Here is a 14,873-nt window from a genome sequence, read left to right on the forward strand (position 1 = left end):
GCAGGGCGCGAACAGAGGTTTTATGACCATGACCGAGACCATGACCGTTCAGGACCGGGTGATTGAAATCATCGCCGAACAGGCGCTTCTGGAGCCATCCGACGTGACGCTGGACAGCACGCCGGAGAGCCTCGGGATCGACAGCCTCGGGCTCGTCGAATCGATCTTCGCCATCGAAGAAGCCTTCGACATCTCGATCCCCTTTAACGCGAATGACCCGTCGGAGAGCGATTTTGACATCTCTTCCGTGGCAAGCATCATCGCCGGGATCGAAACGCTGATGAAAGAGCAAGGGTCGTGAAACGGGTTGTCATCACCGGGGCAGGGACGATCAACCCGCTCGGTGACAGCGTTCCGGCCACGCTTGAGGCGATGCGCGAAGGGCGCTGCGGCATCACCGATCTGGCGTTTCGGGATGTGGAGCGCCTCGCCATCGGCATCGGCGGGCAGATCAAGGGCTACGATCCGGACACCCACTTCAACCGCCAGCAACTCTCGCTTTATGACCGTTTCACGCAGTTCACGCTTCTGGCGGCGCGCGAGGCTTTGGCGGACTCCGGGCTCGAGTTCACCGGTGAACTGGCAGACCGGTCCGGCGTTGTGCTCGGCAATTCCGGCGGCGGTCTGCTGACGCAGGACGAGAATTACCGCGCGGTTTATGAAGAGGGTAAAAACCGCGTGCACCCCTTCGTGGTGCCCAAGCTGATGAACAACGCTGCGGCGAGCCACGTCTCCATGGAGTTCAACCTGCGCGGGCCGAGCTTTACCGTCTCGACCGCCTGCGCCTCGTCGAACCACGCCATGGGGCAGGCCTTCCAGATGATCCGCACCGGCATGTGCACGGCGATGATCACCGGCGGCTCCGAATCGATGCTGTGCTTTGGCGGCGTAAAGGCCTGGGAAGGGCTGCGCGTCATGTCCAAAGACGCCTGCCGCCCGTTCTCCGCCACGCGCAACGGCATGGTGCAGGGCGAAGGCGCAGGGGTGTTTGTGTTCGAAGAGTATGAGCACGCGCGTGCGCGCGGCGCGACTATTCTTTGCGAAGTGCTTGGTTTTGCAATGACATCTGATGCCGCCGATATCGTCATGCCCTCCAAACAGGGCGCGGCGCGGGCCATTTCGGGCGCCTTGAAGGATGCCAGGGTAAACCGCGAGCGCGTGGGCTATATCAACGCCCATGGCACCGGAACGGCCGCCAACGACAAGACAGAATGCGCCGCCGTCGCGGACGTCTTTGGCCAACACGCCAATGATCTGATGATGTCTTCGACCAAATCCATGCACGGCCACCTGATTGGTGGGACTGGCGCGGTTGAACTGCTCGCCTGCATCATGGCTCTGCGCGACGGGGTGATTGCGCCGACGATTGGCTATGAAGAGCCGGACCCGGAATGCGCACTGGACGTGGTGCCCAACGCGGCGCGCGAGGCCGAGGTGGACGTGGTTTTGTCGAATGCCTTTGCCTTTGGCGGGTTGAACGCGGTTCTGGCGATGGGACGCGCTTAAACCGAGCGATTGCGCCGCGCTGATGCGCGTCGCCCGGCAGGGCCGCCCACGGATCGTGGGCGGCCCTGTGTTCTTTGAGAGGTATCTGGCTTGATCGGGATATTGTGCACTGCGCGTCCCGGACGGGCTGTGCTCACCGTCCGCGCCAGATCCACCCGCCGCCGAAAATGCGCGTGCTGTCCGGATCATAAAACACGCAGGCCTGGCCCGGGCTCACCCCTTCTTCCGGCGTCAAAAGCTCGACCTCTGCCTCTGTCTCCGACAATGGCCGAATGATCGCCTCCCGCGGTGGTCGCGTCGAGCGCACCTTCACCGCCAGATGCCACTCGTCTCGGGCGGTGAACGGCTCATCGCCGAGCCAGTTGATCTCCCGAACCGGGATCACGCGCGTCGCCAGCATCTCCTTGGGGCCGACGATCACCTGCTTGGCGTCCACATCCAGCCGCACCACGTACAAAGGCTCGCTCAAACCGCCGATGCCAAGACCCCGCCGCTGACCGATGGTGTAGTGAATCACCCCGTTGTGCTGGCCCAGAACGCGGCCATCGGCATGCACGATCTCCCCCGGTTCCGCCGAGCCGGGGCGCAGTTTTTCGATGACAGCGGCATAATTTCCGTCCGGAACAAAACAAATGTCCTGACTGTCGGGCTTGTCCGCCACCGCCAATCCGTATTTCGCCGCCAACTCCCGAGTCGCGTCTTTCGAGGGCAGGTGCCCAAGGGGAAAGCGCAGGAAATCGAGCTGCTCCGGCGTCGTGGAAAACAGAAAATAGCTCTGATCCCGGTTGCGATCTTCGGCGCAATGCAGCTCTGCGCCCTGCACGCCCACCTTGCGCTGAATGTAATGACCGGTCGCCATGCAGTCGGCCTCAAGATCCTTCGCGGTCTCCAGAAGATCCTTGAATTTGACCCGCTCATTGCAGCGAATGCAGGGCACGGGTGTTGCGCCGCCAAGGTAGCTTTCGGCGAATTCATCAATCACCGCATCCTTGAAAATATTTTCATAATCAAGAACATAGTGAGGGAAGTTCATCTCTTCCGCCACGCGCCGCGCATCATGAATGTCGATCCCGGCACAGCACGCGCCTTTCTTGGCCAGCGCCGCGCCATGGTCATAGAGCTGCAAGGTCACGCCGACCACGTCATAGCCCTCTTCCTTCAGCTTGGCAGCCACAACGGAGCTGTCAACGCCGCCGGACATGGCAACGACAACGCGGGTATCTTCAGGCGCTTTGGGCAGGCCAAGCGAATTGAGCGGGGCCGGATCGAGGGGCATTGGGGCGTCTCCTAGGAACAAGCCGGGAATATAGGAAAATTCGACACACTCTCAAGGGGGCGCTTTAGCTGCTGTTAAATCCTCCGTGTTTGATTGGCCTCAATCCGAACGAGGGAAAGACGAGCATGTACCTGAAGAAGATCGATGGTCCGCGCGCGGTAAAGCTGCCCGATGGCACGATGATGACACGGGCTGATCTGCCACCCGCCGAAACCCGGCGCTGGGTCGCCTCCCGCAAGGCGGCGGTTGTCAGGGCGGTCCAATTTGGGCTGTTGACGTCCGAACAGGCTATCGAACGCTACGCGCTCAGCGCCGAGGAACTGATGTCCTGGGTGCGGGCCTCCGCCAGGCACGGCGAAGAAGCGCTCAAAGCCACGCGGGTGCAGAAATTTCGGCAACCTGAGGTTGAATGACAAAAAATCTCCGATAAAGTTAACCCGTGGTAAGTTCGCGTTAACTATTTTCCGACAGGTTCACGGCAGCCTGAGGAACAAGCTGGAGATTTTCAATGCGCATTCTGCTGGTCGAAGACGATCCGACAACGTCAAAAAGCATCGAATTGATGTTGTCTCATGCCAATCTGAACGTCTATGCGACGGATCTGGGTGAGGAGGGGATCGATCTCGCCAAACTCTACGATTACGACCTGATTCTGCTGGACCTGAACCTGCCGGATATCAACGGACATGAAGTTCTGCGTCAGCTGCGTGTGGCCCGTATCGAAACGCCGATCCTGATTCTCTCCGGCGATGACGATACCCAAAGCAAAATCAAAGGCTTCGGATTTGGTGCAGACGACTATATGACAAAGCCGTTCCACCGCGACGAGCTGATCGCGCGCATTCACGCGATCATCCGCCGCTCCAAGGGGCATTCGCAATCCGTCATCCGTACAGGCAAGATCTCCGTCAATCTCGATGCCAAGACGGTGGAAGTGGGCGGCAAGTCGGTGCACCTGACCGGCAAGGAATACCAGATGCTGGAGCTTCTGAGCCTGCGCAAGGGCACCACGCTGACCAAGGAGATGTTCCTTAACCATCTCTATGGCGGCATGGACGAGCCGGAACTGAAAATCATTGACGTTTTCATCTGCAAGCTACGCAAGAAGCTTTCGGAGGCCACCGGCGACGACAACTATATCGAGACGGTCTGGGGCCGTGGCTACGTGCTGCGCGATCCGGAACCGGGCCAGGACGAGCCGAAACGTCTCGCGGCCAGCGCCTGACACTGGACCTTGCCTGAACGCGGCCCTATCACTGGCACAGTGAACAGGCGCAAAGGGCAAGGGCATGGCCGAACCAGCAGTAGAGACGCTGAGTGAAGAGGCGGCGCGCGCAGAGCTTGCCGCTCTTGCAGAAACTCTGTCACAGGCCAATCGTGCGTATCACACGGACGATGCGCCAGAGATTTCCGATGCGGATTATGACCGGCTGAAACAGCGGAACGCGGCGATCGAGGCGCGGTTTCCGCATTTGAAACGCGAAGACAGCCCGTCTGATCAGGTCGGATCCGCGCCGGCGGAAGGTTTTGGTAAAATCCGCCACGCGCAGCGCATGATGTCCCTGTCAAACGCCTTTGAAGACGCGGACATCACCGATTTCGACACGTCTTTGCGCCGTTACCTTGGCCTGAGCGAAGATGATGCGCTGACCTATACGGCGGAGCCGAAAATTGACGGTCTTTCTCTGTCGCTGCGCTATGAGAACGGCAAACTCATGCAGGCGGCCACGCGCGGCAATGGCAGCGAGGGTGAAAACGTCACCGCAAACGCCCGCACCATCACAGATATTCCAGAGCAGATTGACGGAGCCCCGGAGGTGCTCGAGGTGCGCGGCGAGGTCTATATGAGCCATGCCGATTTCGCGGATCTCAATGCCCGGCAAGAAGCGCGCGGCGGCAAGACCTTCGCCAACCCGCGAAACGCCGCCGCCGGCAGTCTGAGGCAACTCGATGCGCGGATCACGCGTGACCGCCCGCTGCGATTTTTTGCCTATGCGTGGGGCGAACTTTCCGAACCTTTGGCCGAAACCCAGATGGCTGCGATCGCACGGCTCAAGGATTTTCGTTTTGAAACCAACCCTCTAACCGCGATTTGTGAGAACCCGGACGCGATCCTGGCGCACTACCGCAAGATCGAAACGCAGCGAGCGACGCTTGGCTATGACATCGACGGCGTGGTCTACAAGGTCAATGATCTCGCACTTCAGGCCCGCCTAGGGTTCCGCTCGACCACCCCTCGCTGGGCCATTGCACACAAATTCCCGGCCGAGCTTGCCTGGACCCGCCTAGAAAAAATCGACATTCAGGTCGGCCGGACCGGCGCGTTGTCGCCCGTCGCACGGCTGACCCCGGTCACCGTCGGCGGCGTGGTCGTCTCCAATGCGACCTTGCACAACGAAGATTACATCGCCGGCCGCGACAACGAGGGAAACCCGATCCGCGATGGCAAGGACATCCGTGAAGGCGACTGGGTTCAGGTCTACCGCGCAGGCGATGTGATCCCGAAGGTCGCGGACGTGGACCTGAGCAAACGCCCCGCAGAGTCCCAACCCTTCGTGTTTCCGACAATCTGCCCGGAATGCGGGTCCGACGCGATCCGAGAGGAAGGCGACGCCATTCGCCGTTGCTCCGGTGGTATGATTTGCCCTGCCCAAGCAATTGAAAAGATGAAGCATTTCGTCTCGCGCAGCGCGTTTGACATCGAAGGCTTCGGCGCAAAACAGGTGGAGCAATTCTACACCGACGGTTGGATCAAAGAGCCAGCGGATATTTTCACATTGAAGGACAACTACGGCTCAGGCTTGCAGCAGCTGAAGAACCGCGAGGGGTGGGGTGAGAAATCTGCTGGAAACCTGTTCGATGCCATCGATGAACGGCGCCGTATTGCTCTGCCGCGTGTGATTTTCTCTCTCGGCATTCGCCATGTGGGCGAAAGTGCCTCTGCACTGCTGGCCCGCCACTACGGCACGTGGCCTGCGTTCGAGGCCGCTATGGTTAACGCCGCGCCCATGGACGGGGCAGCTTGGGACGATCTGCTCTCCATTGACGGGGTTGGTGCGGTCATGGCGCACTCTCTGGTAGCGGCGTTCAACCAAAGCGCGGAGCGTCAGTCCATCGATCGTCTTGTTGCCCATCTCGACATCCAGGAAGCGGAGCGCCCGAATACGGAAGGCAGCCCGGTGGCCGGCAAGACCGTGGTTTTTACCGGAACGCTTGAACGCATGACCCGCGCCGAAGCCAAAGCGCGTGCCGAAGCACTTGGCGCGAAGGTCTCCGGTTCGGTGTCCGCAAAGACCGACATCGTCGTCGCCGGGCCCGGCGCGGGCAGCAAGGAAAAGAAGGCGCGCGATCTTGGTCTCATGATCCTCGACGAAGACGGATGGCTGGAGTTCATCGCCGGATGAGCGGCCGTCCCGAAGCGCTTTTCGGTCTGTTTGCCGATATCAAGGGGCTTGACGGGATCGGGCCGAAAACGGCTCAGGCTTTTGAGAATCTTTCTGTTTTTGCGCCGCGCGACCTGCTGTTCACACTGCCGCAATCCATTGTTGACCGGCGTTTGAAGCCGTCAGTTCTTGATGCGGACCTGCCGGGTATCGCGACGGTCGAAGTGCAGATTGGCCAGCATCGTGCCCCGTCGAAACGCGGCGCGCCGTATCGGATCGAGGTGGATGACGCGCAAACGCGATTTCAATTGGTGTTCTTTCATGCCCGCCCCGAATACCTGCTTCGGACATTGCCGCACGGCGAGCGCCGGATCGTGTCTGGCCGGGTTGAGCTCTTTGACGGTGTGCCGCAGATGGTGCACCCCGAGCATGTGCTCGAACCCGAGGAGGCGCAGGCCTTGCCTGAGTTTGAGCCGGTCTATCCGTTAACGTCTGGCGTGACGCAGAAAACCATGTCGCGCGCCATGGCGGATGCGTTAACCCGTTTGCCGCAACTCGAAGAATGGATCGACCCGAGCCAACGCGCGCAGGAGAACTGGCCATCCTGGGCCGAAGCGGTTGTTCAGGCCCACGCGCCGGATGGGGTTCAGGCCTTGGCGCCGACGGCACCGGCCCGGGCGCGGCTCGCCTATGACGAGTTGATGGCGCATCAGTTGACCCTCGCGTTGGCTCGGGCGGATCGGCGGCGAGGACGCGGCATGGTCTCCGAAGGTGATGGCCAGTTGCGATCCAGGGTTCTGAAATCTCTGCCGTACAAACCAACCGGGGCGCAACTTCGGTCGATGGACGAGATCGCCGATGATATGGGCCAGCCGGAGCGGATGAACCGACTGCTTCAGGGGGATGTCGGGGCCGGCAAAACTCTCGTGGCCTTCATGGCATTGCTGGTCGCGGTCGAAGCGGGCGGGCAGGGCGTCATGATGGCGCCAACCGAAATCCTCGCGCGGCAACATCTGGAAGGGTTGCAACCTCTGGCCGAAGCTGCCGGGGTCGTGCTGGAAGGATTGACCGGCCGGGACAAGGGCGCAGAGCGTGAGGCCAAACTTCAGGCCTTGGCGCGCGGAGACATCCAGATCCTGGTTGGCACCCATGCGGTTTTTCAAAAAGACGTGTCCTTTCAAGATCTTCGAGTTGCTATCGTTGATGAGCAACACAGGTTCGGCGTGCGCCAACGGCTGGAACTTGGCAAGAAAGGGCAAGGTGCAGACGTTCTGGTGATGACGGCAACGCCCATTCCACGCAGTCTTGCCCTCGCGCAGTACGGCGATATGGACGTCTCCGTTCTGGACGAAAAACCGCCGGGCCGAAAACCGGTCAAGACCGCATTGCTGTCGACTGAACGCATGGACGAGGTGATTGATCACCTGCGCAGCGCGATTGCCGAGGGGCGACAAGCATATTGGGTCTGTCCGCTGGTCGAAGAGAGCGAAGTGTCGGATCTCATTGCGGCTGAGGCGCGGTTCAAACGGTTGCGCGCGGCGTTCGGCGAGGGCGTTGTTGGGTTGGTGCACGGCCAGATGCCGAACGATGAGAAGGACGCCGCCATGGCGCGGTTCGTAGCGGGCGAAACCAGTGTGCTGGTCGCCACCACTGTGATCGAGGTCGGGGTGAACGTGCCCAACGCCTCCATCATGGTGATCGAGCGGGCCGAAATCTTTGGCCTTGCGCAATTGCATCAATTGCGCGGGCGGGTAGGGCGGGGTGAGGCGGCTTCGACCTGCCTATTGATGTACCAGCCACCTTTGTCGGAGAGCGGGCTCAAGCGTTTGACGACCTTGCGGGAAACCGAAGACGGGTTCCGGATTTCCGAAGTTGATCTTGAAATGCGAGGATCGGGGGATCTGATCGGGACCGCGCAATCCGGACTGCCGCAGTTTCGTGTGGCCGATTTGGAACGGCAGGCCGGGTTGATGGCAATTGCGCAGAGCGATGCACGCCGGTTGCTTGCGGAAGATCCAAATCTGGAAAGCCCGCGTGGCGTTGCGGCACGACATCTGCTCTGGCTGATGCGCCAGGATGAAGCCATTCGGTTGATCAGCGTCGGGTGAGATACCGATTGTTTCAGATTGTGGAGACGCGCGCACCGGGGGAAGCGGTGCGCGCGCAGCGGTGATCCAAAGGGGAAGTTCGGAACCGCGAGGCCAAACTGAAGAGCGATATAAGGGTAAACTCAGTTTGTTCCCATTTGTTCTCATAAAGTTCTTTACAACGCGTAAACAATATGAGAACAAATAAGCAACGAAGGGGAACATCGGAGCGAAGACCATGATTGATACAGTGAAAACGGTCCTTACCCGCCAGACGGCAACGTTATGGCAGGACGCCTTGGGCGCCGTGTCTCTCGTTGTGATCTTGATGGGTGTTCTGCATCTTCCCTCTCTCGTCTGACTTTCTGCCTGCGTTTTTATAGTGCCCCAGGTCTTGTCCGCATCATCCTGTCCCCGATGCGTACGCCTGTCCCAACCGGTCTGCCTGCCTGCGACCGAACCTGATCTGGATGCATAGCAAGACGCGCCACTGACCGCCGCCTCCTTCCGGAGCGCGGCGGCTTTTTTGTTTAGAACTTGTAGGCGAGGCGTAGCCCGCCCCAGTGCCGGCCACGAACCGTAATCGGAGCGGACAGGTCCTTCATCATGACAAACACGCCGCCCCCCATATCGCGCCGGTACACCTGCAGCAGGAACGGCATTTCGTTCCGGCCCGCCTTCAGGCCAACGCGATCATCGAATATGCGGCGGTTCCGGCAATTTGCCGCGTTCCAGACCGGATCTTCGCTCAGCGGACGGCTGAACTTCAAATTATGTGTTGGCAGATAGCCGTTGCGATCCACTGCGGCACAGAAAACAATGTTCTGCCCCCGTTCCAGAACAGGTTCCTGAATGGCTGGCAAGGCCTCATCCGTCAGGTTCGTGAAACGTGTCATCACCTGTTCAGGATTGCTGCCCGGGATCGGCTTGTAATCCGTATCGAACAGATCAGCCTCCTGAATGCGGCCGGAAACGATCGCCTTCTCGAAGGCTTCCATGATTTGCCCGGCAAGGTCTTGGACTGCGGTGATCATCGGCCCATCGTCACTGCTGCCGCCCAAGGCCACGGCCCCTTGCAAGATGGATTCCGATGTATCCACCAGCGTTTCACAGCGTGTGTTTGCCTCATCGACGCCCCGGGCCACTTCCTGAACGGAGCCGGCGATCTGTTCGACGGCGGACGCGACAATGCCAACCGCGCGTTGCGCGGACTCGGACGTATCCGTGAGCGCATGCGCATCGGTTTGCAATTCTTCCACGCGGGACTCGATGGTCATCAGGGCCCGATCCGCATCGGCGCTTCGGTCCAGAACGGCCTTGGCGTTTGTCGATGTATGTTCCGCGCCGCGGTGCAGTGCGCTCATCCAGTCCGACAGTTTCTTGACCGTGGCAGAAATCGTATCGGCGGCGTTGCTGGTTTTTTGGCTGAGTTCATTCACGGCGTCAGCGACAATTGAGAACCCTTTGCCGGCCTGGCCCGCGCGCGCCGCTTCGATCTTGGCATTGACGGCAAGCAGTTTCACCTGCCACGAAATATCGGCGATTTCGGAGTTGGAGACCTGAACCGCGCGCAGCATTTCCTCCACTTCCGGGCCTTGCGCATGGATGGTGCGCACCCACTCCGCCAGCATTTGAGATTGCGCGCCATTTTCCGTCAGCAGAGCGGTCGATTCCCGAACGCGGTTGAGCGCATCATCGGAGGCCTTCGCCATGCGCTCCGCAGCTTCCAGCATGGCACTGCCCGTCTGGGACAGATCGGAGGCGTTGTGCGTAATCTGGTCCAGTCCCGCGATCTGGTCCTGACAGCGCGCATCGAGGTCACTCAGGAAGCCGCCCACATCGACAGTTTCCCTGCCGAGGCTGGTTGCGTCCTGCGTCAGCGCGGTCAGGCGCGCTTGCGTGTCGGGGACCGACAGGTTGTCTGGTTGCTGCATGCCACCGTCTTTCAAAGCTCAGGCGGCACAGATAAACAAAAAGTACAAACAGAGGTTTAAGCGCTGTGCGTTTCCCGCACCTTTGCGCAGGCCTCGGCAGCCGCTTCAATCGACAGCAGGATCGAGGCATGTCTGTTCTTGTATGCGGCGGCGGGGCGCAGCACTTCGAAACCGTCAAAAGGAGCCGCTGGCGTCGGACCGTCGGCTTTCAGCATGGCCCGCAGAGAATCGCGTGCGGCCAGGATCTGCGCCTCGCTGCTCCCAACGATCGCGCCGCCAACGACGGCAGCCGCTGCCTGACCCAGCGCGCAGGCTTTCACGTCCTGTGCAAACGCCGTGACCTTGCCGTCCTGCATCACGAGGTCAACAACCACGGTCGAGCCACACAAAGGCGAGCGTTTCTTGATGGTTGCATCGGGCGTATCAAGGCGTCCCAGACGCGGAATATCCGCGGCAAGTTCAAGAATGCGGCCCGAATAGAGCTTGATCAGATCGCTTTCGGCCATTGCGCCTTTCCCTTTTATCGTCCTGCTCTTAGATAGGCGTGAAGTCTCCTCAAGCAAAGGGTTTTTACCCCATGTCCTTCGATCCTTCGACCTTGGTCTATGACGCAAACGGTTTGATTCCCTGCATCGCGCAGGATGTTGAAAACGGCGACGTCCTGATGATGGCGTGGATGAACGCGGAAGCTGTGGCGAAAACACTTAAAACACGCCGTGTAACATATTGGTCCCGTTCGAGAAAGTCTTTCTGGATCAAGGGTGAGACTTCAGGTCACATCCAGGACCTCGTGGATTTGCGCGTGGATTGCGATCGCGATTGCCTGCTGGCTATCATTCGGCAGACTGGTGCGGCCTGCCACACGAATCGCAGATCGTGTTTTTACACTTCGGTGATCGATGGCGAAAAAGAACTCATGAAGCCGATGGAAGACTAGAGACCCACCATGGCCCGGATGTCTTCGGGGCTCGCGCCCTCGCTGCGATAGGTCGCGATGGCGCGGGCGTCGCAGCGTTTGGCAAGCCGTTTGCCGCGCTCGTCCCGTATCAGCTGATGATGCGTGTATTTCGGTGTTGGAAGCCCCAGAAGTCTTTGCAAAAAAACATGAATTTTTGTGGCGTCGAAGAGATCCTCGCCTCGGATTACATGGGTAATGCCTTGCGCCGCGTCATCCAGCACGACGCTGAGGTGGTAACTGCCCGGAAAATCCTTGCGGGACAGAACGATGTCACCGACAGCAGTGATCAACTCCTCCGAGGTGAACCGGACGCGTCCGGGCATGTCCTCGCGCGGTGCGCCATCCTCGTAAAAGCTGAACGGTTCCTGCTCGCTCAACGCGTCCAAAGCGCGGCGCATGTTCAGCCGTAGAACCTGTCCTTTTGGCATGACAGGGTTCACCGGCCCATCGTTTGGCCGACAGGTGCCCGGGTAAATCAACCCGTCCGGGCCATAGACCAACTCTGTGCCTTCTTGTGGCGCATTTGCGGCAGCGACAATGTCACGCCGTGTACATGAGCATGGATATAAAAATCCTTTCTCCCAGAGTGTTACGAGGCACTCTTCATATAGCTTCACGTGTTCGGATTGCCGCACGGGAGCAGCGTCCCAAGTGATCCCTAGCCAGATGAGATCATCGTAAATCTGCTGCTCCCATTCTGGCCGGGCGCGGGTTTGGTCGATGTCCTCGATGCGGAGCAGGAAGGTGCCGTTGGCTCGTCGTGCGCGATCAAAGGCAAGAAGCGCAGAATAGGCGTGTCCGAGGTGCAGCGGACCCGTTGGGCTGGGTGCAAATCTTGTGATAAAAGTCACTTTTTTTCAAGCACGTATACGCGGGAGTTCATGTTGAGGCCGGGAAGGTGTTCGCCGTATTCGTTGAACAGTTCCCGCACGGTGCCATCCGCTTTCATTCGATCGACGCAGGACTGATAGGCTGGATCCTCAAGGGTGTGATCGTTGAAGGAAAACACGGTTAATCCCGCTTCGGGTAACGTGTCGACGATCCGCTCGAGGACGCCAAGCGGTGCGGCGCCTGCTCCGATTACACCCATCGCCGAGATCGCTCGGTATCCTTGCGGGAGCGCGTCTTCCGGGCCAATCAATGTCAGATTGCGATAGGCCCCTTTTTCGCGGGCCTGCGCCAACATGCCCTCTGCGAGGTCAACGCCGTCGACAACGGTCACGCCGGCGGCACGCAAGGCGAGGCCGGACAAGCCGGTGCCGCATCCGAAATCCAAAACAGGGGCATCGAGGGAAGGCAGAAATCGCACCAGGGCCTCGGCGCAACGCCCCGGTGTGACATAGCCGTTTTCCGCGACTTCCGCCTCGTAACTCTTTGACCACGCGTTATAAAGATCACGGGTCTCATCCGCGTTTCGGGCCGCATAGACTTTGTCGAAATAGCTCTCTGCCATTCCGCAAGCCTGCCTGCTCAAACCCGGTCCCGTCAAGAATTAAGCCGCGTTTTGTTCTGCCAGCCACGCGGACCAGACGTCCTTGGCGCGGTCCGTATATCCCTTGTAGCGCGCTGCACGTCCCTTGCGACCGCCACGCACACCGTCCAGCGGGCGGAACAGGCCAAAGTTCACGTTCATCGGCTGGAAAGTCTTGGCCTCCGCGCCGCCGGTGATGTGATGGATCAACGCCCCGTGTGCACTGTCCTGCGGCACGGAAGGTATTGTCTTTCCAAGCATTTCAGCCGCCGCATAGCGACCGGCGAGCAGACCCATCGCAGCGCTTTCAACGTATCCTTCCACGCCCGTGACTTGTCCTGCAAAGCGGATATTCGGTTTGGACCGAAGGCGCATCTGCTCATCAAGCAGAGTCGGCGAGTTCAGAAACGTGTTGCGATGAATGCCTCCAAGGCGCGCAAAAGATGCATCCTGAAGACCGGGAATCATTTTAAAAACAGAGGACTGCGCGCCGTACTTCATCTTCGTCTGGAACCCGACAATATTGTAGAGCGTGCCAAGCGCATTGTCCCGGCGCAGCTGCACCACGGCATAGGCCTTAACCTCCGGATCATGCGGATTGGTCAGGCCAACCGGCTTCATTGGCCCGTGGCGTAGCGTTTCCCGGCCACGTTCGGCCATCACTTCGATCGGCAGGCAACCGTCAAAGTAACCGGCTGTTTCGCCTTCATGAAACTCGGTTTTGTCCGCCGCCAGAAGGGCGTCTATAAAGGCCTCGTACTGCTCTTTGGTCATCGGGCAGTTGATGTAAGCCTTGCGCTCTTCTTCTGTCTCACCCTTGTCATAGCGTGACTGCCGCCACGCCACGTCCATGTCGATGCTTTCCGCATAGACAATCGGCGCGATGGCATCAAAAAACGCCAGCCGATCCGAGCCGGTCTCGCGCTGGATGGCTTCGCCAAGCGCCGGGGAGGTCAGAGGTCCGGTTGCAAAAATCCACTGTCCTTCGTCAGGCAGATCAGTGATTTCTTCATAAGAAACAGAGACGTTAGGAAGCGACGTTAAAGCATCCGTGATGCTCTGCGCAAAAGCCTCCCGATCCACAGCCAAGGCACCGCCCGCTGGGAGCTTGTGGTCATAGGCCGTGTTCATGATCAGGCCATCGGCCTTTGCCATTTCCCAATGCAGCAGGCCCACGGCGTTCTGTTCGGAATCGTCTGAACGAAATGAGTTCGAACAGACCATTTCCCCAAACATTCCAGACTGATGCGCGAATGTCTTCACCTTGGGGCGCATCTCGTGCAGCACCACGCGCACGCCCTGTTTCGCGGCCTGCCAGGCCGCTTCCGATCCGGCCATTCCGCCGCCGACGATGTGGAGTTCTTCTGTCATGTCGCGCACATAGTGCATGTGCGCCGGTCTGCCAAGAGCGGCCTAGCTCCAGTCCGGTTTGCGCTTTTCCAAAAACGCGGAAATGCCTTCCTCCGTGTCGCGCCAGAGCATGTTCTCCACCATGACATCGCCGGTAAACCCGTAGGCCGCGTCCAGATCCATGCCCATTTGGTCATAAAAGGCCGATTTCCCGATTTTCACCGCCGCGGTCAGTTTGCCCGCAACGGTTTCGGCCAGCGTCTGGGTCTCCGATTCCAACGCCTCCGGGGGCACCACGCGATTAATCAACCCCATCTGCTCGGCCTGTGCCGCGTCGACAAACTGTCCGGTTGTCAGCATTTCAAACGCCTTCTTGCGCGGGACGTTCCGGGACAGGGCAACCATCGGCGTGGAGCAAAAAAGTCCGATATTCACGCCATTTACGCCAAACCGCGTCCCTTCAGCGGCCACCGCCATATCGCAGGAGGCCACCATCTGGCAGCCCGCTGCCGTGGCGATCCCATGCACCTGTGCGATCACCGGTTGCGGCAGGCGCGTCAGGCCTGTCATGACAGATGCGCAGCGGGTAAACAGATCCTTGAAGTAGGCCGCGCCGCCGTCTTCGGCCTGCCGCCCAGCCTGCATCTGCTTGAGATCGTGCCCGGCGCAAAACGCTTTTCCGGAGCCCGAAATCACCACGACGCGCGTCTCTCGGTCGTCCTGCAGCGCGTCGATCTGGGCCTGAAACGCCGCCAGCATCTCGTCGGATAGCGCATTCAGCTTCCCTGGCGCGTTCATCCGCAGATGCGCGATTCCGTTTGTGTCGTGACGTTCCAGAAGTTCCATCTTGTCCTCCGCATTTTCCGCAGCTTAGCTGGCGTAACAAAGGGAGGACAAGCGTTGGAATT

13 protein-coding genes and 1 pseudogene are annotated in these 14,873 nt (G+C 59.7%); 7 read left to right on the top strand and 7 right to left on the bottom strand.

All coding sequences use genetic code 11. From position 1 onward, the window contains the following. Positions 1 to 40: 40 nt before the first annotated feature. Complete coding sequence (locus E4662_RS20715; protein WP_136443681.1) at positions 41 to 301, top strand: acyl carrier protein; 261 nt, start codon at positions 41 to 43, stop codon at positions 299 to 301. Next, on the top strand, positions 298 to 1,506 hold the full coding sequence (locus E4662_RS20720) for a beta-ketoacyl-[acyl-carrier-protein] synthase family protein (RefSeq protein WP_136443545.1): 1,209 nt from the start codon (positions 298 to 300) through the stop codon (positions 1,504 to 1,506). Before E4662_RS20715 ends, E4662_RS20720 begins: the two co-directional genes overlap by 4 nt. A 133-nt stretch (positions 1,507 to 1,639) precedes the next feature. Here E4662_RS20720 and mnmA read toward each other — a convergent pair whose 3' ends face one another. Further along, the gene (mnmA, locus tag E4662_RS20725) at positions 1,640 to 2,782 is read right to left on the bottom strand and encodes a tRNA 2-thiouridine(34) synthase MnmA (RefSeq protein ID WP_136443546.1); all 1,143 of its coding nucleotides are present in this window, start codon (positions 2,780 to 2,782) and stop codon (positions 1,640 to 1,642) included. 125 nt (positions 2,783 to 2,907) lie between these two features. On the opposite strand from mnmA, the gene sciP reads away from it, so the two are divergent. The 4 genes from sciP to recG all read left to right on the top strand — a co-directional run bounded on the left by sciP (position 2,908) and on the right by recG (position 8,273). Further along, a complete protein-coding gene (gene sciP / locus E4662_RS20730; RefSeq protein WP_136443547.1) occupies positions 2,908 to 3,195 on the top strand; it encodes a CtrA inhibitor SciP in 288 nt (95 codons plus the stop codon). A 95-nt stretch (positions 3,196 to 3,290) separates the two neighbouring features. Further along, the gene (ctrA, locus tag E4662_RS20735; protein WP_136443548.1) at positions 3,291 to 4,007 is read left to right on the top strand and encodes a response regulator transcription factor CtrA; all 717 of its coding nucleotides are present in this window, start codon (positions 3,291 to 3,293) and stop codon (positions 4,005 to 4,007) included. Positions 4,008 to 4,071: 64 nt separating this feature from the next. Further along, a complete protein-coding gene (ligA, locus tag E4662_RS20740) occupies positions 4,072 to 6,186 on the top strand; it encodes an NAD-dependent DNA ligase LigA (protein ID WP_136443549.1) in 2,115 nt (704 codons plus the stop codon). After that, on the top strand, positions 6,183 to 8,273 hold the full coding sequence (recG, locus tag E4662_RS20745) for an ATP-dependent DNA helicase RecG (RefSeq protein WP_136443550.1): 2,091 nt from the start codon (positions 6,183 to 6,185) through the stop codon (positions 8,271 to 8,273). Before ligA ends, recG begins: the two co-directional genes overlap by 4 nt. Positions 8,274 to 8,782: 509 nt before the next feature. Here recG and E4662_RS20750 read toward each other — a convergent pair. Then, positions 8,783 to 10,186, bottom strand: a complete 1,404-nt coding sequence (locus E4662_RS20750; RefSeq protein ID WP_136443551.1) for a methyl-accepting chemotaxis protein — start codon at positions 10,184 to 10,186, stop codon at positions 8,783 to 8,785. 56 nt (positions 10,187 to 10,242) lie between these two features. Next, positions 10,243 to 10,692: an iron-sulfur cluster assembly scaffold protein gene (locus tag E4662_RS20755; RefSeq protein ID WP_136443552.1), complete on the bottom strand. Its 450-nt coding sequence runs from the start codon at positions 10,690 to 10,692 to the stop codon at positions 10,243 to 10,245. A 71-nt stretch (positions 10,693 to 10,763) separates the two neighbouring features. On the opposite strand from E4662_RS20755, the gene hisI reads away from it, so the two are divergent. Next, entirely contained in the window at positions 10,764 to 11,123 is a 360-nt protein-coding gene (gene hisI, locus E4662_RS20760; protein WP_136443553.1) for a phosphoribosyl-AMP cyclohydrolase, read from the top strand. Here the strand turns inward: hisI and gluQRS are convergent. The 4 genes and pseudogenes from gluQRS to E4662_RS20780 form a co-directional block, all read right to left on the bottom strand. After that, entirely contained in the window at positions 11,120 to 11,995 is an 876-nt protein-coding gene (gene gluQRS, locus E4662_RS20765; RefSeq protein ID WP_136443554.1) for a tRNA glutamyl-Q(34) synthetase GluQRS, read from the bottom strand. The two genes, hisI and gluQRS, sit on opposite strands and share 4 nt — an antisense overlap. After that, positions 11,992 to 12,597, bottom strand: coding sequence for a class I SAM-dependent DNA methyltransferase (locus E4662_RS20770; RefSeq protein WP_136443555.1), 606 nt, complete (start codon positions 12,595 to 12,597; stop codon positions 11,992 to 11,994). The genes gluQRS and E4662_RS20770 overlap by 4 nt, the downstream gene beginning before the upstream one ends. Before the next feature lie 39 nt (positions 12,598 to 12,636). Continuing rightward, the gene (gene trmFO / locus E4662_RS20775; protein WP_136443556.1) at positions 12,637 to 13,986 is read right to left on the bottom strand and encodes a methylenetetrahydrofolate--tRNA-(uracil(54)-C(5))-methyltransferase (FADH(2)-oxidizing) TrmFO; all 1,350 of its coding nucleotides are present in this window, start codon (positions 13,984 to 13,986) and stop codon (positions 12,637 to 12,639) included. Positions 13,987 to 14,028: 42 nt separating this feature from the next. Continuing rightward, positions 14,029 to 14,820, bottom strand: a pseudogene (locus E4662_RS20780) (enoyl-CoA hydratase); the annotation flags it as partial. Between the last annotated feature and the right edge of the window lie 53 nt (positions 14,821 to 14,873).

This window comes from Pacificoceanicola onchidii, from assembly GCF_004804335.1.
Taxonomy (GTDB): Bacteria; Pseudomonadota; Alphaproteobacteria; order Rhodobacterales; family Rhodobacteraceae; genus Pacificoceanicola; species Pacificoceanicola onchidii.